Source organism: Thermodesulfovibrionales bacterium, assembly GCA_035622735.1.
Classification (GTDB): Bacteria; Nitrospirota; Thermodesulfovibrionia; order Thermodesulfovibrionales; family UBA9159; genus DASPUT01.
The window spans coordinates 1-20,371 of the sequence record DASPUT010000086.1 but is presented as its reverse complement, the minus strand read 5'-3'; the positions used below and the strand labels follow the sequence as shown (position 1 = coordinate 20,371).

The following is a 20,371-nucleotide window of genomic DNA, read 5'->3' as shown; positions in this document are numbered from 1 at the left end:
AAAATGCAGTGAGTTGTCCCTATTATAAGGTCGGCTATATCGGAGTATGCGCTGCATCTGAGACGTTGTATGTGCCGGGCATAGACAGGATGGAGACGTACTGCTTTAGCGATTGCTACAGGCTCTGCCCAAATTTCGCTGCATTCCTCTTCTGCGATGAGACGGGAGCCGGTGCTTCTCATGGAGGTGCCGGTGAAAGGAAACGAGCGCTCACCCGGAAGCGTGATGAATAGAGAGAACAAGAGTTACGAGGTAACCAAAGATGGTCGGATCACTATCTATCCGTCACTGCATCCGATACGACAGGAAGGCAAACTCAGGCGTATCCTCAAGAAGATCATACACTTCAAGAAAGGGCATTAGGCCCCGGGAGTCGACAGCGTGCCTTCGCACCTACAGCTTCTGCTTCACCGGAAAACCCCGTCCGACAAGGTCTGAAAGAATCTCTTCCCCATGGGTTTTCCCGCGCGTTTCGATCGTGAAGATCAGACTCGTCCTTCCCACCGGCAACTTGGCAGTGAATCTTTCGTGAGCGACGTCGAGGATATTTCCCCTATGGGACGCGATAACGCCGGTCAGCGCATGGAGCGTTCCCGGTATATCATCGACAATGACCTCAAAGACCCTGATCCTCCCGCTCGCTATGAGCCCTTTATGGATTATCCTGTCTATCAGGGTAAAATCGATATTTCCGCCGCTCACTACGAGGACAATGCGTCTGCCCCTGAATCTCTCCCTGTTTTCCAATAGGGCCGCGAGAGGGACCGCTCCTGCGCCTTCAACAACGAGTTTTTTTCGCTCGAGAAAAAAGAGGATCGCCATCGCGATAGAGTCTTCACTGACGACGATCATATCATCAACGTAGTGTTCGATGATCGCAAAAGTCTTCTCGCCGACTCTGCCGACCGCTATCCCGTCGGCGATTGTCGACGACGGGGGTATCTCCGTAATCTCTTTTTTGCTGAAGGATGCCGACGCAGCAGGTACTGATTCGGACTGGACGCCGATTACCTCTGTCGCGGGGGAAACGCCCCTGACGGCCATAGCGATGCCCGAGATTAATCCGCCACCGCCGACGGGGACGAGTACAACGTCAATCCCCTGTAGTTCTTCCATGATCTCGAGACCGATGGTCCCCTGACCTGCGATGACACCTTCATCGTCAAAGGCATGGATGAAGAGATAATCTTTCTGAGAAAGGGCGTAATCGAGAGCGCCCCGGAAACTTTCCCCGTGAAGCACAACCTCAGCTCCATATCCCTTTGTCGCCTCTTCCTTTGCGAGGGAGGCGGTGACCGGCATGACGATCTTTGCCTGGATGCCGAGTCTGCCTGCGGCATAGGCCAGGCCCTGGGCATGGTTTCCCATGGAGGCTGCTATTATTCTTCCGCATTCGCTCTGAATGAGACGATTGAAAGCACCTCGAACTTTGAATGAACCCGTTTTTTGAAGATTTTCCGCCTTGAGATAAACCTCGGTTCCGGTCATTTCACTGAGAGATCTCGAATACATGAGAGGGGTCTTATGGACAAAGGAACCGATCCTGGCAGCTGCATCACGAATATCCTCTAAAGTCACCATCCCGTCACGGTCCTTCCCCTTTGTCCTGAATCTCTTCCTGAATCTTCTCTTCTATCATACTGCTCTTCCGCCGCCATTACAAACCGACAGCGATTTCTCGTACTCGATGACGGCCTCTCTCCACGTCGCTCCGGAGCCTCCCTTTCTCTCATTCAAACGCCGCGGCTTCCCATGAACGTCGCTATGGAGTTTCTTCTCCTGGCCATAACGGCGTGCCAGGAAACGGTAAGCTCATCTCTGGTAGAATATAACTGAAAAAAGAGGGAAGATGATAGCCATTGTTGATTATGGTATGGGTAACCTCAGGAGCGTCGAGAAGGGGTTCCTGAAGGTAGGCGTTGATGCGAGGGTCGTCTCCGACCCTGCATCCGTCGATGATGCGAAGGGGATTGTCCTTCCTGGTGTCGGTGCCTTCAGAGACTGCATCAGGAACCTTACCGATGCTAATCTCACGGATTCGATCATCACAGGAATCCGGAAAGGCAAACCGTTCCTCGGTATCTGTCTTGGGCTCCAGGTACTCTTCAGCGAGTCGGAGGAATTCGGCGTCTGTAAGGGCCTCGACCTCTTCAGGGGCAAGGTAGTGAGGTTTCCTCAGTCGGAGCTGAAAGTGCCTCACATGGGCTGGAACAGCGTGAAGATAGTGCGGAGGCCCCCGATTTTCGACGGTATTCCCGATGAAGGCTACTTCTATTTTGTCCATTCCTTTTATGTCGTTCCTCAGAGCCAGGACATCATCGCTGCAACGTCGGATTATGGAGGCGACTTTACCTCCATGGTCTGGAAGGACAATGTCTTTGCGACACAGTTCCATCCGGAAAAGAGTCAGGAGTTAGGTCTGAAAATCCTGAAGGGTTTCGGGGAATTCGTCGGCAAGGCGTAGACCTCTCTCGTCTGTCTCTCTTCTGTCAGTAAGCACACGCAAGCCGAAAACTGCTGCTTCGAAAAACGCAGATGACCATTGGAAGAGTTACACCTTACTGCACGCGAGAATGAAGAACGGCGGTGACCAGAGGTCCTCTCTGAGTCCCCCCTGACTGTTGACTCGCTTGCGGAACTATGGCATAATCACGGTGATTTTCGCGGTAAGTGGGCCCTATCAGTGAGACAGGATAGACAGGGGGTGATCTAGGAATTTCTCTTAACGAGGGGAGAAAGGCGGCATCGAGGATCCGCGGTCTTGTGACTGCAGGGGCGTTGGTCCTGAGTATCGCATTGTTCCTTGTTTGCTCCGGCATGGCTTCGGCCCAGACGGAGCAAAAGAAGGAGGGCTGCAAGGATTGTCATGCAGCTGCGGCAGATGAGATAAAGACCGCCGGAGGAAAGCACAGGGCCGTCCCGTGTATCGGATGTCATCTGGGCCATCCGCCGACCGCGACAAAGGCGATCCAGAATTGCAACAGATGCCATCTGAAGACGAGGAAGGCTCACTTCGAACTTGAAGGCTGTCTCGGTTGCCACAGAAATCCTCACACGCCCTTGAACATTTCCTTTACGGACATCAAGGGTACCTGTGTCACCTGCCATTCAGCGCAGGTTGATGAACTCAAGAACAACAGAAGCAGGCATAGTGCCATTGAGTGTTCCACCTGCCACAGTGTTCACCGCAAATTTCCTCAGTGCACACAGTGCCACAAGCCGCACTCGGCGGAAATGGTCGTAGCCGACTGCAAGAAATGCCACAAGGCGCACAGCCCGAACCTTGTGACCTTTGCGGCTGACACCACTTCAAAAGACTGCGGGGCATGCCATAGGCAATCCCTGGACCTCCTCAGCGCGAGCGGAGCAAAACATGCCAGCCTGGGATGTGCCTTCTGCCATAAGGAAAAGCACAGGATGATACCGAAATGCCAGGGTTGTCACGGCTCACCCCACCCGGCAGGCCTCATGGTGAAGTTCCCGATCTGCGGGGACTGCCACAAGATCGCTCATGATCTGGACAACTGGCCTGCAGTGCAGCAGAAGGAAGCATCAAAGGAAACTCGGCAGCAAAGGGGCAAGATATCGCAATGATGAACAACGAAGGAGGGAAGATGAAATCAATGAAAAGCGGTAGTCTCGCGGCTCTGATGTTACTGGTCGTGCTCATGGCGACGGTACTCACCTATTCCGGCATGTCGCCGGCCCAGACAAAGCCGGCTTTGACAAATGAAGAGTGTTCGAAATGTCATGATGCACCACCGGCCGATCTTGCCGCGGCCGGAGGAAAGCACAAGGAAGTCGGCTGTACAGGCTGTCATATCGGCCATCCCCCGACCGTTAAGAAACCGATTCCCCAGTGCAACGATTGCCATATGGGAAAGCCCCACTTCGAACTTAAAGGCTGTCTCGGTTGCCACAAGAACCCCCATACTCCCCTGAACATTACTTTTACCGGTAAGGTGACGGATGCCTGTGTCACCTGCCATACGCCGCAGATAGCCCAGTTGAGGGAAAACAAGAGCAAGCATACCGCCCTTGACTGTTCGACCTGTCACAGCGTCCACCGCAAAGTCCCGCAGTGCCTGCAGTGCCACAAGCCGCATTCTGCGGAGATGACCGCGGCAGAATGTAAGAAATGCCACAAGGCACATATGCCGAAGGCCGTGACCTACGCCGCCGATGTGCCGTCAAAGGATTGCGGTGCATGCCACCAAAAGGCCTATGACCTCCTGACTGCCAGTAAGACAAAGCACGCGGCCTTCGCATGCGCGTTCTGTCATCAGGAGAAGCACAAGATGGTGCCGCAGTGCCAGAATTGCCATGGCTCGCCTCATCCGGCAGGCATTATGAGGAAGTTCCCTTCATGCGGCGAGTGCCACAACATCGCTCATGACCTGAACAACTGGACTGCGGCTCAGCAGCCGGGTGAAGCACCGAAGGCTGCACCGGCGCCAAAGAAGAAAAAATAAGACGTCTTCCTGCGAAGATCGGGCCTGTGAATTCACAGGCCTTTTTTTTGCCGGATGGAGATTGCACATAAACATCATTGGCGGCGTCCCATCTGGCACCCCCTACCCAGGTAGGATTGACTTCCCGGCTGCCTCGGTACAGAGTGTATCTAAGGAAGGAGAAGGATGACGTGAGAAAGGGAAGATCGCCCTGGGTTTCGAGGTCGAGGGAACACTAAGTGTAAAGGGGCCCGACGTGCCGGGTGTGGTGAGCAAGCCCCCTATGAGGGTCGGGGAAGCCTAAAGCATTCGCCGGGGCGCCACGTAAGATCGGCCTCGCGCAACTCGAAGCCCAGGCGTATTTCCCCTGCATGAATCGGGAGGATGACGAGGAAATCTCCGGATAAGGTTCCCCTTTTCTTCTTGGGGGTCAGGAGGCGACCGTGGAAACAAAGAAAAGAAGAAGTGCTCGCCACGAGATTCTTGCGAATTTCCAATTCTACATTGATGAGAGATCGAAGGAAATCTTTGCAGGGATCACGCTGAACGTTTCCCCTGAAGGTTTTGGTTTCCTCACCGAGACATCGGTGCAACAGGGACAGATCATAACCATAACTAAGCACGCCCTGCCCGATTTGAGCGGACAGAAGGCAAAGATACTCTGGGTGAAGAAAGGATCCCATTATCTTGAAGCAGGGTCGGAAGTCTCATTCGCAGAGGTGAGATAGTTCCCTATCCCCAGACCTCCCAGGAAAACCCGGCCGGTTCATTCGTTGTCCAGCTCAGTCAAAAGCTCTGCCAAGGTCTTCTTTAGGAGGGGATGGATCTTTTGGGGGGCTATTTCTGAGAGGGGCTTCAGGACGAAATCCCGCTCGTGCAGATGGGGGTGGGGAACTTCCAGATCGGTGTTATGTATGATGCGATCATCGTAGAAAAGGATATCGAGGTCAATGACACGGGGACCCCATTTTGCGGAGGGGGCTTGTTTTCCAAAGTCGTTCTCTATCTTCTTCAGTGTCTCGAGAAGTTCCTCTGGCTCCCGCTCGGTCTCTATTTCGACAGCCGCGTTGATAAACTTGGGCTGGTCTTTCAGACCCCATGGCTCTGTCTCGTACAGGGACGATCGTTTCTTGACGGTTATTCCCTCTCTTGATAGACGGTCGATTGCCCTGAGGCAGTTTTCCTCTCTATCTCCGAGATTTGAACCTATGCCGATATAGGCGATAGGCATTGATTAAAGGCCGAAGGTTTCATTTCGAAAGGCAGCGGCGTTGAAGAGCCCCGTATCGCGGCGCCCTTGCCGCTTTCTCAAAGGACCTTTCCGATCCGCTGCACCGCTTCTTTGATTCTCTCAACAGGAACGGTGAGGGCGAACCTCACATATCCCTCACCCGGGCTGCCGAATCCATTCCCCGGCGTCGCGAGTACGCCTGCCTCTTTCAGGATATGCGTGACGAATCGAGAGGAATCGAAAGCAGCGGGCACGTTTGACCAGAGGTAGAATGTCGCCTCCGGTTTGACGAGATGGAATCCGAGATTCTTCAATCCTTCGTAAAGTGCATCCCTCCGTGCCTGATAGATATGCCGTATTTCTGAAAGCCTATCATCTTCCGTTCCGAGAGCCACGATAGCGGTCTCCTGGACAGCCTGAAAGACCCCGGAATCGAGATTCGTCTTTATCTTGCCGAGCCCTGCGAGAACATTGCTGTTTCCGACGGCAAAACCGATCCTCCAGCCGGTCATGTTGTAGGTCTTGGAGAGCGAATGGAATTCGATTCCCACCTCCTTTGCCCCATCTACCTCCAGAAAACTCATCGGTCTCCTGCCGTCATAGTATATTTCTGAGTATGCGGCATCGTGACAGACTATGATGTCGTGCTTTTCGGCGACTTCGATCGCTTCCCGGTAAAATCTCCTGTCCGCCCCGGCGGAGGTAGGATTATTCGGGTAATTGAGAAACATCAACCGCGCCTTTCTTAATACGTCTCCGGGAATGGACGAAAGATCCGGCAGGTAGTTGTTTCTCTCGACGAGGGGCATGAGATAACTTTGGCCGCCCGCGAAAAGGGTGCCTACAGGATATACAGGGTAACCGGGAGAAGGAACAAGGACGACATCCCCTGGGTTCACGAAGGCGAGGGGGATGTGCCCGATGCCCTCTTTTGAACCGATGAGTGAGAGGACTTCACTCTGCGGGTCAAGGGCGACTTTGAACCTTCTATGGTACCAGTTTGCTACAGCCTCTCGGAATGAGAGCATCCCCTCGTATGACGGGTACCGGTGGTGTGCGGGTTTTTCAACAGCAGATTTCATCGCCCTCACGATATGATCAGGCGTCGGAATATCGGGGTCACCTATGCTGAGGTCGATGAGGTCCACACCCCGAGATAAGGCCTCCTGCTTCATCTTGTCGATGGCTGCAAAGAGGTAGGGCGGAAGATTCCTTACCCTGTCAGCAAACTCAAAACGCGCCATAGAAGTCCTCCGTTATCTTTGTCGTCCCGATTCGGGCGAATAAAAAAATATTATATACGAAACGGATATCCTGTTACGAGTCTTCATGGAGGAAAGTCGATAAAAAACAAAAGAGGCACTGAAGGTATCAGTGCCTCTCTGTCAAAAAAAGAACTACTTCGCAGGAGCAGGTTTTGTCTCTTTCTTCTCTGCAGGGGCGGCTTCTTTCTTCTCCGCCTTGGCTGCTTTAGCCGTGACGCTCTTCGCTACCATCTTGCCGTCCATCTCTGCATACTTAACCGTGACCTTATCGCCTACCTTTATGTCGGCGATAGTCTTCCCTTTGCCGAACTTGGTCTTGTCATCCGCTGAAAGCATGACATCACCCTTCTTGGCCTTCACCGTGAGGGTCTTCGCGGCTGCATCAACTGCAGCAACCTCTCCGGTAACCTGCTTTACCTTTGCAGGAGCCTTCTTCTCAGCTGCGGGAGCGGCCTCTGTCTTGGCAGGAGACATCTCCTTCTTCTCTGCAGGAGCAGGCGAAGGAGCTGCCTTCTGGTCTGCTGCGAAGGCGAGCCCCGCAACGGACAGAACAAAGAGAACTGAAACGATAATCGCTAGTACCTTTTTCATAAAATCACCTCCTTTCATATATTCATTGCTACATAGTATTTATCAAAATCCATGCCAGAACGCGTGAAGGAGCAGATAAAAATTAATAATGTAAAATTGGGGAGTTACCGGTTCGCTCCCCTTTTGCGGAATGGATGGACCTTCGTGTTTCCCTTTTTAGGGAGAGTCTTCCTTTTTTAGGGAAGAAACTTCGAGATTGAATTTTTCCCATCGGTACCAAAAGGTCTTATAGCTCATACCGAGGAGCCTTGCCGCTTTTGCTGCGACGTTATTTGCCTTCTGCATAGCCTTCTTCAAGAGTTCCTTTTCCAGTTCCTCAAAATCGATGCCCTCTTCAGGGATGTCCATATCGAAGAGGTCCTGATGCTGCGAAGACCGCAGCTCACTCTTGATGTCCTTCAGCGCTATCGTATCCGACTCACTCATGAGGACAGCCCTCTCGATAACAGACTCGAGCTGTCTCACATTGCCGGGCCAGTGATATTCGACAAGGGCCTTCAGAGCAGTTTCGTCAACTCCTCTCAGCCGCTTGCCGAACTCGTTGTTGTAACGTTTCAGAAAGAAAGAGACCAGATCGGGTATGTCTTCTCTCCGCTCTCTCAGGGGGGGGAGTTCTATGGTGACGACCCGCAGCCGGTAATAGAGGTCTTCCCTGAATTTCCCGGTTTTCATCTCCTTCTCGATATCCTTATTCGTCGCAGCGATTATTCTTACATCGACCTTGATCGGCTCCCTTCCGCCGAGGCGCCGTATCTCCTTTTCCTGGAGGACCCTGAGAATCTTTGCTTGCGTCATGGGCGGCAGGTCGCCGACCTCGTCGAGAAAGAGGGTGCCGCTGCTCGTCGCCTCGAAGAGACCGATCTTCCGTGATGTCGCACCAGTGAAGGATCCCGGCTCATAGCCGAAGAGTTCGCTCTCGAGGAGATTTTCCGGGATCGCGGCGCAATTGATGGCGGTAAAGGGCTTCGTGGCCCGGGGGCTGTTATAATGTAGTGCCCGTGCGATAAGCTCCTTGCCCGTGCCGCTCTCGCCGAGGATCAGGACCGTCACCGGAGAGTGGTGAACCTTTCTGACGGTGTGAATCACCTCTCCCATGACCTTTGAATTCCCGATGATCCTCTCGATCCTGAACCGGTCATAGAGCGCGAGTTGGAGCTCCTGGTTTTCCCGGAGGAGTTCGGTCCTCTCCAGCGCGCGTTTGACGGTCAAGAGGACATCATCTTTGTCAAGGGGCTTTGTGAGATAATCATAGGCGCCTTTCCTCATGGCTTCAACGGACGAGGCTATGGTCCCGAAGGCGGTCATGAGGACTACTTCAGGGGGATGTTTCAGGGATTTTATTCTGTTCATGAGTTCGATGCCGTCCATGCCGTCCATCTTGAGGTCCGTCAGTACGAGATCGGGATTGTAGGCCTTCGCAATCTTCAATGCCTCCTCGCCGGACGACGCCACGTGGGCCTCGTATCCCTCTTCGGAGAGGATCGTCTTGAGGATATTCCTCTGTAGAGGTTCATCGTCTACGACAAGGACGACTGCCATGGGTTATTCTCCTCTTAAACGGACGTTCAGGTTAACGGCAAACTGATGACGATGCTGCTTCCGACCCCTTCCGTGGTATAAAAATCTATCTTGCCCCCGTGCTCTTCGACGATGCGTTTTGTTGTGGCAAGGCCGAGACCGAGGCCGGAATCCTTTGTTGTAAAAAACGGCTCGAAGAGCCTCGAACGGTTTTCTTTCGAGACCCCCTGGCCGGTATCGCCTATGGCGAGCACAAATCGAGAATCGTCCCTCTCCGTTTTCAGGGTGAGGGTGCCGCCATCCGGCATCGCCTGAAAGGCGTTCATGACGACGTTCAGGATGCATGTCTTCATGAGTTCAGGGTCTACGGTGATTTCGGGCAAGAAGGCATATTCTTCCTTCACGGAGACCTTTTCAGAGTCGGCCTTTGCCCTGATGATCTTCACGACATCGCCGAGCATCCCGTCGATCGACACATGACGCATATTAAGTTTCAGGGGTTTGCCGTAATCAAGGAAATCGCTTACGAGTCTGTTCAGACGGTGTATCTCTTCCTTGATACTCGATACGAGCGCCTCAAAGTCAGCCGCCTCTTCCCCGCCGGGTCGATACTTCTGCCTGATATGATCGATGCTGAGACTAATGAAGTTCAGGGGGTTCCGTATCTCATGGGCGATGCTCCTCGATAGCTGCCCGACCGCTGAAAGGTGCTCAGCTTCGCGCAGTCGTTCCTCGAGGAGTTTGTTTTCACGCAGTCGCTGCACAAGAAAGTTAAAGCTTTCGGTAAGCTCCCCTATCTCGTCTTTTCTGTCCACGGGGAGGTTCTGGTTAAAGTCACCGGCGGCCACCTTCCTCGCAGCGTTCACAACGCTATGTATCGGCTCCGTATAACGGATAGAGAGGAAGATGGCGATTCCGATACCGATCCCGAAAACGAGGAGGGCTGCGAAGATCCTCTTCATCATATTATGTTTGAGCAGTTCCGAGACGTCATCGGCGTTAATCTTCAGATGGATATACCCGTAATGGGCCTCACCCGCGATAACCGGTACAATGACATTGTAAGCCTTTCCCTCCGTAGAAACAGGGTCGCCCAGTTCTGCCTTGATGATCAATTCCTTCTTCTTCGGACTCAGGGCCGACCCGACCTTCGTAGGGTTCGTGCTCGCTATGATCTCGTCTGTGTTGCTGATGATGGAGATCTCGTTTATGCCTTTTGAATTGAGACTCTTCAGATACGAGGCGAGTCTGGTCTGGTCAGTCGAGCCGCTTCCGGTAACCTCCTCAACACCGACCTGTATCGCCTTCGATAATTCAGCCGTCTGGTTTCCCATTTCGGTCAGCAGCGCTTTTTCCGATTGCCAGGAGAGGAACATGAGGATCGAGAGAAGGATGAAGCTCATGAAGAGCATCATGAGGACGAGCTTCTTGTTCAAGGACAGATTCAAGAAAAAATTCTTCAACATACGGTTGTTTATAGTATAGCTCAAAGAGAGTCTGCTGGGGAAACTGCCGAATTCCTTGTGAGTGTTCTCGACGATTATCCATACGAGGCGCCGGCTGCTCAGAAGGGAGATCCCCTACCGATGCCGTCAGATCGGGGTTTATCGGGGTAGATTCATGGACTTCGCCTTTTCCTTGAGGAAGATGGAGTCAGTTGATTGCCGGAGAAAGCGACGCAAGGGGTTACATCTGCGGAGGCAGACCATGAACCTTTTACGAGCAACGCGGCAGATATCCCTTACAGTTCCCGAATCCTCTTTCTCAATATGATGATCTCGAAAGCGACTGCAGCCATGGACGCGAGCCTTGACAGGTAACCGATATTTGCATTGAGAACCGCGTTGTTTCCATTGTCGGCATAGAGGAGGGCGACTACTTTCTCCCTTACCGTGATAGGCATGAGGAGGACGTCCTGCGGGGTACCTGAGAGAATCGCTATCAACGTTTCGTTGCCGTTGACTGAAAGGACAGGTCCCCGGTAATAGCTTCGGGTCCTGAGGACTTCGGAGAAGATCGATACCCCCTCTCCCGTTGTCTGAAATGCGTCAACGCTGAGGCCCCTCGCCTTCCAGCCGACGATCTTTCCCCCCTTCATGATGAAGACGGCAACTCTCTTTGCCGTCCTGTATGCCTCTTTGAGGAGTATGCCCGCCACCTCTTCCGTCTCGTTCACCTTTTCGAAGGATTCCTTAATGCTCTCGATAGAATCCGGCTCCTCCTTTGCGGCCTCAGGGTCGAACGGATCGGTTAAACTGATGTATCGCAGTTCGCGTTTTATCCCGTAATATTTCTCGAGCGCAAAAAAGAGCCTCTTTTCGGTGATGACATAGGGGATGATATCGTAGCCCGTGACGAACCTCAGTTCATCCACGGTCTTGATATCGGCCGGGTTCATCATCGCGGCAGATAACCTCTTGCGCTCCTTCCAAAAGGGGAGAATTTTGTATTTTTCGATAAGCGACCTGTCGAGGGAATTCAGCACCTCTTCCGATATCGACGCAAGCATTTCGGGTTGCACCGCCGGAGCCCTGAAATATCTGCCGAGAAACTTTGCGAGCTCCTCTTCCTGAAGGAACCTGAGTTCTATGAGGTTTGTGCCGATCCTGCCCCCGAACATCACCTGTCTTTCAAGGGCGCGGGTCAGCTGCTCCCTTGTTATGAGACCTTCCTTGATCAGGGCCTCACCCATTTTCATAGCGTAAGTATTATACCTCTTTTCCCGTCAGCCTGCAGCATACCGTTCAAAGGGGACGCGTTCAGACATCGTCGTCTCTTACCGTATTTGCCCGGCCGATGTGGTATAATAAACAAATTTATTCAGGTCATGAATGCACGCAACGTACGGGAGGTTCTTCCTTCTGAAGATTAGAGAGTCTCAGGGTATTTCTGCAGCCCGTCGCCGGACTTGCAGAGGTCCGGAGAGGAGCGGCATCGGGAAAACAAACATTTCGATTCTGGTCCTTTTCTTCCTGCTCGTTCTTGCCGGTCTGGCATCGGCTCAGGACCCTTTTGAGAAATTGAAGGAGGAGACGCTCTCCTATTTTAAGCCGTTGAAGGGCAGGATCGTGTCTGTTGAGGGGAGTACGCTCTCTTCCGACCTCGGAGAGAAGTCGGGAGTGAGAAGAGGCATGAGGTTTTCCGTTCTGAGAGGGGGGGAGCCCTTTTTGCATCCGGTGACAAAGGAGCCTATCGGGACGATGGAGGCGTTTGTCGGGACCGCCACGGTGAAAGACGTCGGCCCCGAGGCTTCGACCCTCGAGATTACGAAGGGGGATGTCAGGGTCGGTGATATCGTGAGGATATCGGAGACGAAGGAGAAGGTGCTCTTTTATCAGGACAGGTCCGTTGACTGGGTGCTGGCCGAACATTATTACCGCATGCTGAAGGAGAGCGGCAGACTCGAACTCCTTGATACATCCCTCGATTACGGCGATGATTCCGTCGTCCTCGCGGAGGCGAAAAAGAAGGGTGCCCGCGTGGCCCTCATCCTCAGGGCCGGTGAAAAGGGCAGAGATACGGTGATCACTCAGAGGCTCCTATGGGTCGATGATTCGGTCAAGATCTCGGACGCCGAGGTGATCGTTGATAGCGTCCAGTCGAAGGAACTTCACCTGGGGGACGAGACCGTGTTCGCACCGCTCTCTGCCGGAAGCGACACCCTGCTCTTCTTCAGCCTCCCTTTCACGGGAGGACTCGTGGCCGCAGGTGATGTCAACGGTGACGGGAACCGCGAACTGATCATCACAAACGGCAGGGATATACGGGTATACGCGCCGGGAACGAGTCTCCAGAACCTTTATGAAATCAAGGGAAACGTCTCCGATGAATACCTGTGGCTCGACACCATGGATGTCAATGGCGACGGAAAGGACGAAATAATTGTCACGTCTCTGCGCGGTTGGAAAGTGGATTCTACGGTCGATCGTGCTGATCCCGCTATCACGGAGGGCAATCTGGTCTCTTATATTTACGGATTCGAGGATGGGCAGTTCTCCCTGCTCTGGAAGGGGAATCTCTTTCTGAGAAGACTGAATAACAGTCTCATCGCTCAGGAATACAGGAGTGGTGGTGGATACCAGGGGCCTGTCATGATCATGAAATATGAGCGGGGCGAACTCAAGAAGGACGGTGAGGTGAAGCTTCCGCAGGGCGTTAATATCTATGACTTCGCGCCCATTGACAGTTTGGACGGAATGCGCTACATCCTTGCCTATGATGACGGAGGTCATCTGAATCTGTACAACGCTGAAGGGTTGAAGGTCTGGAACAGCAAGGAAGATTTCGGTTTGCAGCAGACGTTCAAGAAGCTGGATTCCACCACGGCGCTGGACAAGGTAATGATAAATAGGGGCGTCTGGAGTGTAAAGGACAGACTCCTTTTCAGGAACAAGGAGGCTCTCGTAGTGAAGAGGATTCCGCTCGCAAATATGGTAAAGGGACTCGGCTATAAGAGCTCCCAGGTGAAGACCCTTTTCTGGACAGGTCTCTCGATGGATGAAAGGACCCTTGTGGACAGCATATCAGGGTCCATTCTCGATTATGCCATTTCCGGCGACTGGTTGATTGTCATGAGCAAACCCCTGTTCGGCATAAAGACTGAGAATATCCTGAAGGGGGAAAATCCTATGGGCAGCATGCTCTACATCTATTCCCTCACGGGAAGGTGAGAGGAGGAAATCGTGTTACTCTCCGGCAGAATCCCTGAACATGTGGCCGTCATTATGGACGGCAACGGGAGATGGGCCGAGATGCGGGGTCTCTCGAGGATCGAGGGGCACAAGAGGGGCGCGGAAAGGGCCAGAGAGGTCATAGCCGCAGCAGCGGAGATCGGGGTGAACACCCTCACCCTCTATGCCTTTTCCATCGAAAACTGGCAGAGGCCGAACGATGAGGTATCGACACTCATGAAGCTCCTTGAGATCTCCCTGAAGAAGGAGTTTCATGATCTGGTCAGGAGGGGCATCGTCTTCAGAACCATCGGGGAGACCTGGCGGTTGCCCGAGAATATCAGGGGGCTCTTACAGACTATTACGGAAAGGTCTTCGGGAAACAAGGGGATGAAGCTCGTCCTTGCCCTGAGCTACGGGGGAAGGAACGAGATTATCCGTGCCGTGAGGGGGATAGTCGGCGCGCAGGTCAGGCCTGAGGACGTCACCGAGGAATACTTTGAGTCCCGTCTTGATACGGCGGGTATCGCCGCGCCGGATCTCATCATTCGGTCGAGCGGTGAAAAACGCATCAGCAATTTTCTGCTTTGGCAGGCTGCGTATGCGGAGTTTTATTTTACCGATACCCTGTGGCCGGATTTTACGCGGGAAGAATTTTTCCTTGCCCTTCACGACTACCAGATGCGGGAGAGAAGATTCGGGATTGTTCCGGTAAAGGCAGGCCTCTAAGATGCACGGGAAAAGGCTGCTTGTCGCAGTCATCGTGCTTCCCCTTCTCTATCTCTACGTCACGAAACTCCCACAGGACTATTTCTTTTTCCTCATACTCCTCGTGTCTGTCGTCGCGCAGGCTGAATTTTATGCGATGTACGGTGTTCGCGGAATGGTGAAGATTGCCGGAATTGCGGGAGGAATTGCTGTACTCGCAGCCCTGCACGTTTCGAGGGATCTCCTGCCCCATGCTCTTTTCGCCGCCTTTCTCGTAATCTCGACTATGAGACTCGTAGGGAGGCGGGACCCGTCGTCTTCCCTTCACGATATGGCTCCGGTTCTCGTGGCCCTGCTCTATATCCCGTGTTCGCTCGGTTTTCAGCTCTTTCTGCGGACCGGTGGACCTGAGTGGATAGTCTTTCTCTTCGGCTCTGTATGGGCAGCCGACAGCCTCGCCTTCTATATCGGAAAGACCTTCGGAAAAACTAAATTGTATCCGGAGGTCAGCCCCAACAAGACTGTTGCGGGTGCATTCGGTTCGCTGGCGGGCGGGGCCGGAGCCGGGTGGCTTCTCAAGCTCGCCTTCCTCCCTGCCATGAGCTCCTGGAAATCGACTGCTGCAGGGTTCCTCATCGGCGCCACGACGATCGTGGGCGACCTTGTTGAGTCGATGTTCAAGCGAGATGCCGGCGTCAAGGATTCGGGCAGTATCGTCCCCGGCCACGGGGGTATCCTCGATAAGATCGACGGTGTTCTTTTTGCGGGACCTGTACTCTACTGGATATCACGGGCGTTCGGGTTGCTCACATGAAAAGGATCGTCATCCTCGGCTCGACGGGATCGATAGGAAGGAGTGCCCTGGACGTGATCGCAGGGCATAGAGACAGGTTCAGCGTGGCAGGCCTTGCAGCCGGAAGTAATGTCGATCTCCTGGAAGAACAAGTGAAGACCTTCTCCCCGTCGGTTGTTGCCGTGGCAGATGAAGGGGCTGCCTTGGAGCTGAAGAGGCGGCTCGGCAAGAAACCGACCATTTATGCGGGTGACGAAGGTGTAAGGGCCGTGGCGGCGTTTCAGGACTCTGATTTTGTGTTGTCCGCGATGGTCGGGTTCAGCGGCATGATCCCGACGGTCGAGGCCATTCAGTCAGGCAAGCCGGTCGGTCTCGCAAACAAGGAGGCACTCGTTTCGGCCGGAGAGATCGTCATGAGGGCGGCCCGGAGAGCGGGAGTGCCGATACTTCCCGTTGACAGCGAGCACAGTGCTGTCTTTCAGTGCGCACATGGTCACGATTCGAAAGGCATGAGGAGGATAATCCTTACCGCCTCCGGCGGCCCTTTTATCGGGAAGAAGGCAAATTACCTGAAGGATGTCGTGCCGGAGGATGCCCTGAAACACCCCAATTGGACGATGGGAAGGAAGATCACGATCGATTCCGCGACCCTCATGAACAAGGGGCTTGAGGTGATCGAGGCATACCATCTCTTCGGGCTTCCCGCCGAGCGCATCGATGTCCTCATCCATCCCCAGTCCATCGTGCATTCACTCGTGGAGTTCACTGACGGGAGCATGCTGGCTCAAGTATCCCGGCCGGACATGCGGGGACCGATAGCCTATGCCCTTTCCTATCCCGAGAGGCTTGACGACGCAGTCGACCGCCTTGAACTCGATGTCATCGGGAATCTCACCTTCCAGAGACCGGATACGGAGAGCTTTCCCTGCCTCCTTCTCGCCTATGATGCCCTGAAAGAGGGCGGAACAATGCCCGCGGTCCTGAATGCCGCCAATGAGATTGCGGTGTCGGCTTTTCTCGAAAAGGGAATATTTTTTAACGAAATCCCTGCTATAATTGAAAAGACCATGCAGTCCCACAAGACCGTGCGTGCCGAAGGCATCGATTCGGTCATCGAAGCCGACCGGTGGGCACGGGAGAAGGCGAAGGAGTTGATACGGGACGCGTAATCTTGTGGTGACCGAGAGATGAAGAGCGCATTCTGCCCGTGGTACCCATTCGGAACTGAGGAGTGAAATGACCTTACTGTCTGCGATCATACTGTTAGGGATTCTCATCTTTGTGCATGAGCTCGGTCACTTTCTTTTTGCGAAGCTTATGGGGGTGAAGGTACTGAAGTTTTCGCTCGGGTTCGGGCCCAAGATTGTCGGGAAAAAGTACGGCGAGACCGAATATCTCCTCTCTTCCGTGCCTCTTGGGGGGTACGTGAAGATGCTCGGTGAAGAGCAGGAAGACGAGATCAGCGAAGAGGATAGGGCGAGGGCCTTCAATTTCCAGTCCGTATGGAAGAGACTCCTGATCGTGTTTTCCGGGCCTGTCTTCAACATAGCGTTGACCTTTATCATCTTTGCTTCAGTGCTTTCGATGGGTTTCCCCGTTAACGTGCCCGTGTTGGGAAACATACTTCCGGTTATCGATGAGGTACAGGAGGGCTATCCGGCCGTTGAAGCAGGGCTCAAGGCCGGCGACGTCATAAAGAAAATCGACAACGTGGAGGTCGATACCTGGTTTGACATGGTAGCCATGGTTGCCAAGAATCCGGGGAAGGCCCTCAATTTTGTCGTGAAGAGAGGAGACGAGGTTTTGTCGGTGAGAGTCGTCCCCAGGCCGGTCGAAGAGGTCGGTTCGGATGGCAAGAAGATAACTATCGGGAGAATCGGAGTGAGGAAAAAGGGCGGAGGATTTTTTGAGACGATTCAGAGCCGATCACCCCTTGAGACCCTCGGGAAAAGTGCGATCGCGACGTATAAAATGGGTGTCGTGGTTTTTGACTCCATCCGGATGCTTGTCATGGGCAAGCTGTCTCCCAAGAACATCGGCGGCCCTATAACGATCGTGAGCGAATCGGGTAAAGCGGCGTCCGGAGGCTTTCTTTCCTATATCATGTTTATGGCCTTCATCAGTGTTAATCTCGGTGTCTTGAATCTTCTGCCCATTCCGATCTTGGACGGAGGGCACCTCCTCTTTTTTGGGATCGAAGCGGTCAGGAGGAAACCCTTGAGCGACAAGGTCACGATGATCGCCCAACGGATAGGATTGGCGATCCTTATCGCCGTCATGGTCCTCGCCTTTTACAACGACATCATGAGATTGATCGCCAGAAGGATGGTACCGTGATGAAACCTGCTACGATTAAGAACCAGGTATCGTCCGGGGGAGTGATCTTCAAGAAGAGACCTGACGGTGTTGATGTGGCCCTCGTGGCCGTGAAAGGAGGCACGGTCTGGTGCCTTCCGAAAGGGGTCGTCGAGAAGGGAGAGAAACCGGAGCAGACGGCGGTGAGAGAAGTGCGGGAAGAGACCGGACTCACCGGCAGGGCCCTGGACAAAGTCGGCGATATCACCTATTGGTATTACATTAAGGATGACAATACAAAATGCCGGAAGACCGTGCACTTCTATCTCCTGGAATACCTGAGCGGCAGCACCGATGATCACAACTGGGAAGTCGATATCGCTCAGTGGGTGCCCTTGGACGAGGCCGTGCAGAAGGTGAGTTACAAGGGTGACCGTGAGATAGTTCAGAAAGCCAGGGAGATGATCCTGGATGGCGCTTGTCAGTCTCAGGGCGAGGGTCAGATGCCGGAGCACGAAGGTCGCTGACAGGGCTGAGCGGGAGGTCGGTTATTCCTTTATGGGCAGGGTGCTTGACCCGAATGCATTACGAGATGCGGTAGATGCCGCAAAGGCCTCCGGGAAAAAGATCGTTTTCACGAACGGCTGCTTTGACATAATCCATGCAGGCCACATACGGTATTTGAAAGAGGCAAAACGTTTGGGGGATCTCCTCGTCGTAGCGCTGAATACCGACCGTTCTGTTTCGCTGCTCAAGAAAGGCAGGCCGATAATACCGGAATCCGAGAGGGCCGAAGTAGTTGCGAGCCTCGAGATGGTCGACTTTGTGACCCTCTTTGACGAAGCGACACCCTATGCGCTCATACGCCTCTTGAAGCCCGATCTGCTTGTGAAGGGCGGGGACTGGAAGAAAGAGGATATCGTCGGCTCGGATGTCGTTCCCGAAACCCGCAGCCTCCCCTACGTTCAGGGGATATCAACGACAGAGATAATAGAAAAAATTAAATTGCTTTGCCGCTGATTTCCTCCTGAGTCCGCGGCCGACATGACAAGGAAGAGCCGACCCCTTTCGCAGAGACTTAGGCGCAGCAGAGTATGGACATACCGACCATGGTACGCAGTTTCTCGATCAACATTCCGGCTGACGCAGCACGCATCTACAACCTATCGGGCTCGTCGGTCGCCCTTTTCCTCTCCCTGCAGGGAGAGCCCTTTGTCGCGGTAGAGCAGACAGAGGAGGCGGCCCTGAGACTCTATGGGGATATAGTTTTCTTCAGGAAGATTATCAAGAGTCCCGATGACGCGCTGCCTTTCATCTCCTTCCTTCCGGACCCAAACGGACCCGAGTCTTCGGGCAGAAGGGCAGAGGTCATCGCGGGAATGAAGAGCAGAGAATCGCTCGTGACTTCTGCTCAGGGAGTGCAGGCACCGGTATGGTCGAAAGACGACCTCGAAAAGGACAGCATCATCTTTACGAGAGGACGGGGAATCGAGAGAGACTCTCTAGGGGAGAGGCTCGAACAACTCGGTTACAAGCGAGTCTCGATTGTCGCGGAGAAAGGGGAGTTCTGCCTGAAGAGATGGCTGCTCGATATCTTCCCTTCCACATCAGAGGACCCCATCCGAATAGAATTCTTCGGCGATGAGATAGAGGCGATAAAACCTTTTGAAATAGAGACACAGAAATCTACCGGACGGATGGAAACCCTTATCCTCTTACCTGCCATCGAGCCTTCTCACGGAAATGGGGTCGGAACCTTGTTTCCGGGAAGACAGTTCCTTATCGACCCGCCCGGCGAGCAGGCTAATAAGGCCGATGAGGGGGTTCTTCTCTCACGGTTTGCTTTCGGAGGGGAAGGATTCGATGGGGGGCTGCTCTCCCTGAGGGGGCACGGGATATTCCCCGATGAGAGAAGAACCTTAGCCGACCTTTCATACGCCCTGAGACTCCTTGCCGGAGAGAACAGGGTAATGGTCGTCTCCTCTTCGCCGGGGCAGGCTGAGAGGGTGAGGGAGATCCTCCGCGAGGGTGACCTCATCGCCCCTCTTCTTGAAGCGGGAGAGGTCGCCCGTTATGAGGGCACGGTGAGTGTCACGACGGGCGGTCTCTCTTCCGGTTTCTTCCTTCCCGGACTGGCAGTCCTGACGGAAAAGGAGATATTCGGCGAAAGACCGTTGTACCGGCCGTTGAGGCGGTCGAGGGTATCGGGACTGCTTGCGAGCATGGATGACATCGCTCCCGGCGATTTTGTTGTTCACAGGGACCACGGGATAGGCAGGTTCGTAAGCATACAGAGACAGGCTTCGGAAGGTCGCGAAGGCGAACTCATCGTCCTCGAATATACCGGCGGAGACAGACTCTATATCCCGCTTTATAACATAAACAAGATAAAAAAATACAACGCGGAAGAAGGGGTTCTGCCGCACCTCGACAGACTCGGCGGAAGGACATGGCAGAGAACGAAAGAGAGGGTAAAGAAGGCGATAAGGGAGATGGCGGAGAGACTCCTGAAACTCTACGCGGAAAGGGAGATAGCGCGGGGGTTTGTCTTCAGCGCCGACACGGAGCTCCATAGGGAGTTTTACGGATTTTTCCCCTATGAAGAGACGCCGGACCAGATCAAGGCCATCGAGGAGATCGGCAGAGACATGGAGTCCGAAAAGCCCATGGAGAGACTGCTCTGCGGGGATGTCGGTTACGGCAAGACGGAGGTTGCTATGCGCGCCGCATTCAAGGCGGTATTTGACGGGAGGCAGGTCGCCGTTCTCGTGCCGACAACCATCCTCTGTGAGCAGCATTACCTGACTTTCACCTCGAGGTTTTCGGCGTTTCCCGTGCATATAGATTAC

20 protein-coding genes are annotated in these 20,371 nt (G+C 53.7%); 13 read left to right on the top strand and 7 right to left on the bottom strand.

Annotated elements, in window-relative coordinates:
* Positions 1-171 precede the first annotated feature (171 nt).
* Positions 172-363, top strand: a complete 192-nt coding sequence (locus VEI96_04890; GenBank protein HXX57316.1) for a hypothetical protein — start codon at positions 172-174, stop codon at positions 361-363.
* A 30-nt stretch (positions 364-393) separates the two neighbouring features.
* Here VEI96_04890 and ilvA read toward each other — a convergent pair whose 3' ends face one another.
* Positions 394-1,581: a threonine ammonia-lyase gene (ilvA, locus tag VEI96_04885; GenBank protein ID HXX57315.1), complete on the bottom strand. Its 1,188-nt coding sequence runs from the start codon at positions 1,579-1,581 to the stop codon at positions 394-396.
* A 268-nt stretch (positions 1,582-1,849) separates the two neighbouring features.
* Here ilvA and hisH point away from each other — a divergent pair, with 268 nt between their 5' ends.
* The 4 genes from hisH to VEI96_04865 all read left to right on the top strand — a co-directional run bounded on the left by hisH (position 1,850) and on the right by VEI96_04865 (position 5,179).
* The gene (gene hisH, locus VEI96_04880; GenBank protein HXX57314.1) at positions 1,850-2,464 is read left to right on the top strand and encodes an imidazole glycerol phosphate synthase subunit HisH; all 615 of its coding nucleotides are present in this window, start codon (positions 1,850-1,852) and stop codon (positions 2,462-2,464) included.
* A gap of 314 nt (positions 2,465-2,778) precedes the next feature.
* The gene (locus tag VEI96_04875) at positions 2,779-3,594 is read left to right on the top strand and encodes a hypothetical protein (protein ID HXX57313.1); all 816 of its coding nucleotides are present in this window, start codon (positions 2,779-2,781) and stop codon (positions 3,592-3,594) included.
* Positions 3,595-3,614: 20 nt separating this feature from the next.
* A complete protein-coding gene (locus tag VEI96_04870; GenBank protein ID HXX57312.1) occupies positions 3,615-4,472 on the top strand; it encodes a hypothetical protein in 858 nt (285 codons plus the stop codon).
* 422 nt (positions 4,473-4,894) lie between these two features.
* Complete coding sequence (locus VEI96_04865; GenBank protein ID HXX57311.1) at positions 4,895-5,179, top strand: hypothetical protein; 285 nt, start codon at positions 4,895-4,897, stop codon at positions 5,177-5,179.
* 38 nt (positions 5,180-5,217) lie between these two features.
* Here the strand turns inward: VEI96_04865 and folK are convergent, their stop codons facing one another.
* From folK to VEI96_04835, 6 genes are all read right to left on the bottom strand, one after another.
* Positions 5,218-5,682, bottom strand: a complete 465-nt coding sequence (gene folK / locus VEI96_04860; GenBank protein ID HXX57310.1) for a 2-amino-4-hydroxy-6-hydroxymethyldihydropteridine diphosphokinase — start codon at positions 5,680-5,682, stop codon at positions 5,218-5,220.
* Positions 5,683-5,759: 77 nt separating this feature from the next.
* Positions 5,760-6,926, bottom strand: a complete 1,167-nt coding sequence (locus tag VEI96_04855) for an LL-diaminopimelate aminotransferase (protein HXX57309.1) — start codon at positions 6,924-6,926, stop codon at positions 5,760-5,762.
* Positions 6,927-7,079: 153 nt separating this feature from the next.
* Complete coding sequence (locus VEI96_04850) at positions 7,080-7,538, bottom strand: DUF5666 domain-containing protein (GenBank protein ID HXX57308.1); 459 nt, start codon at positions 7,536-7,538, stop codon at positions 7,080-7,082.
* Between the two features lie 156 nt (positions 7,539-7,694).
* Positions 7,695-9,077 (bottom strand): sigma-54 dependent transcriptional regulator, encoded by a 1,383-nt coding sequence (locus tag VEI96_04845; GenBank protein HXX57307.1) that lies wholly within the window; start codon positions 9,075-9,077, stop codon positions 7,695-7,697.
* Positions 9,078-9,103: 26 nt separating this feature from the next.
* A complete protein-coding gene (locus tag VEI96_04840) occupies positions 9,104-10,504 on the bottom strand; it encodes an ATP-binding protein (protein HXX57306.1) in 1,401 nt (466 codons plus the stop codon).
* Between the two features lie 293 nt (positions 10,505-10,797).
* Positions 10,798-11,754 carry a hypothetical protein gene (locus tag VEI96_04835; GenBank protein HXX57305.1) on the bottom strand — a complete coding sequence of 319 codons (957 nt, stop codon included), beginning with the start codon at positions 11,752-11,754 and terminating at the stop codon, positions 10,798-10,800.
* A gap of 133 nt (positions 11,755-11,887) precedes the next feature.
* Between VEI96_04835 and VEI96_04830 the strand changes: the two genes are divergently transcribed.
* The 8 genes from VEI96_04830 to VEI96_04795 form a co-directional block, all read left to right on the top strand.
* Positions 11,888-13,726 carry a VCBS repeat-containing protein gene (locus VEI96_04830; GenBank protein HXX57304.1) on the top strand — a complete coding sequence of 613 codons (1,839 nt, stop codon included), beginning with the start codon at positions 11,888-11,890 and terminating at the stop codon, positions 13,724-13,726.
* A gap of 12 nt (positions 13,727-13,738) precedes the next feature.
* Positions 13,739-14,455: a polyprenyl diphosphate synthase gene (uppS, locus tag VEI96_04825; protein ID HXX57303.1), complete on the top strand. Its 717-nt coding sequence runs from the start codon at positions 13,739-13,741 to the stop codon at positions 14,453-14,455.
* A gap of 1 nt (position 14,456) precedes the next feature.
* On the top strand, positions 14,457-15,248 hold the full coding sequence (locus tag VEI96_04820) for a phosphatidate cytidylyltransferase (GenBank protein ID HXX57302.1): 792 nt from the start codon (positions 14,457-14,459) through the stop codon (positions 15,246-15,248).
* Positions 15,245-16,396: a 1-deoxy-D-xylulose-5-phosphate reductoisomerase gene (locus VEI96_04815; GenBank protein HXX57301.1), complete on the top strand. Its 1,152-nt coding sequence runs from the start codon at positions 15,245-15,247 to the stop codon at positions 16,394-16,396. The genes VEI96_04820 and VEI96_04815 overlap by 4 nt, the downstream gene beginning before the upstream one ends.
* Before the next feature lie 67 nt (positions 16,397-16,463).
* Entirely contained in the window at positions 16,464-17,564 is a 1,101-nt protein-coding gene (rseP, locus tag VEI96_04810; GenBank protein ID HXX57300.1) for an RIP metalloprotease RseP, read from the top strand.
* Positions 17,564-18,049 carry an NUDIX hydrolase gene (locus VEI96_04805; GenBank protein ID HXX57299.1) on the top strand — a complete coding sequence of 162 codons (486 nt, stop codon included), beginning with the start codon at positions 17,564-17,566 and terminating at the stop codon, positions 18,047-18,049. The genes rseP and VEI96_04805 overlap by 1 nt, the downstream gene beginning before the upstream one ends.
* Positions 17,994-18,542: an adenylyltransferase/cytidyltransferase family protein gene (locus VEI96_04800; protein ID HXX57298.1), complete on the top strand. Its 549-nt coding sequence runs from the start codon at positions 17,994-17,996 to the stop codon at positions 18,540-18,542. The genes VEI96_04805 and VEI96_04800 overlap by 56 nt, the downstream gene beginning before the upstream one ends.
* A 74-nt stretch (positions 18,543-18,616) precedes the next feature.
* Positions 18,617-20,371 (top strand): CarD family transcriptional regulator (locus VEI96_04795; GenBank protein ID HXX57297.1); only part of this gene is annotated, 1,755 nt, incomplete at its 3' end.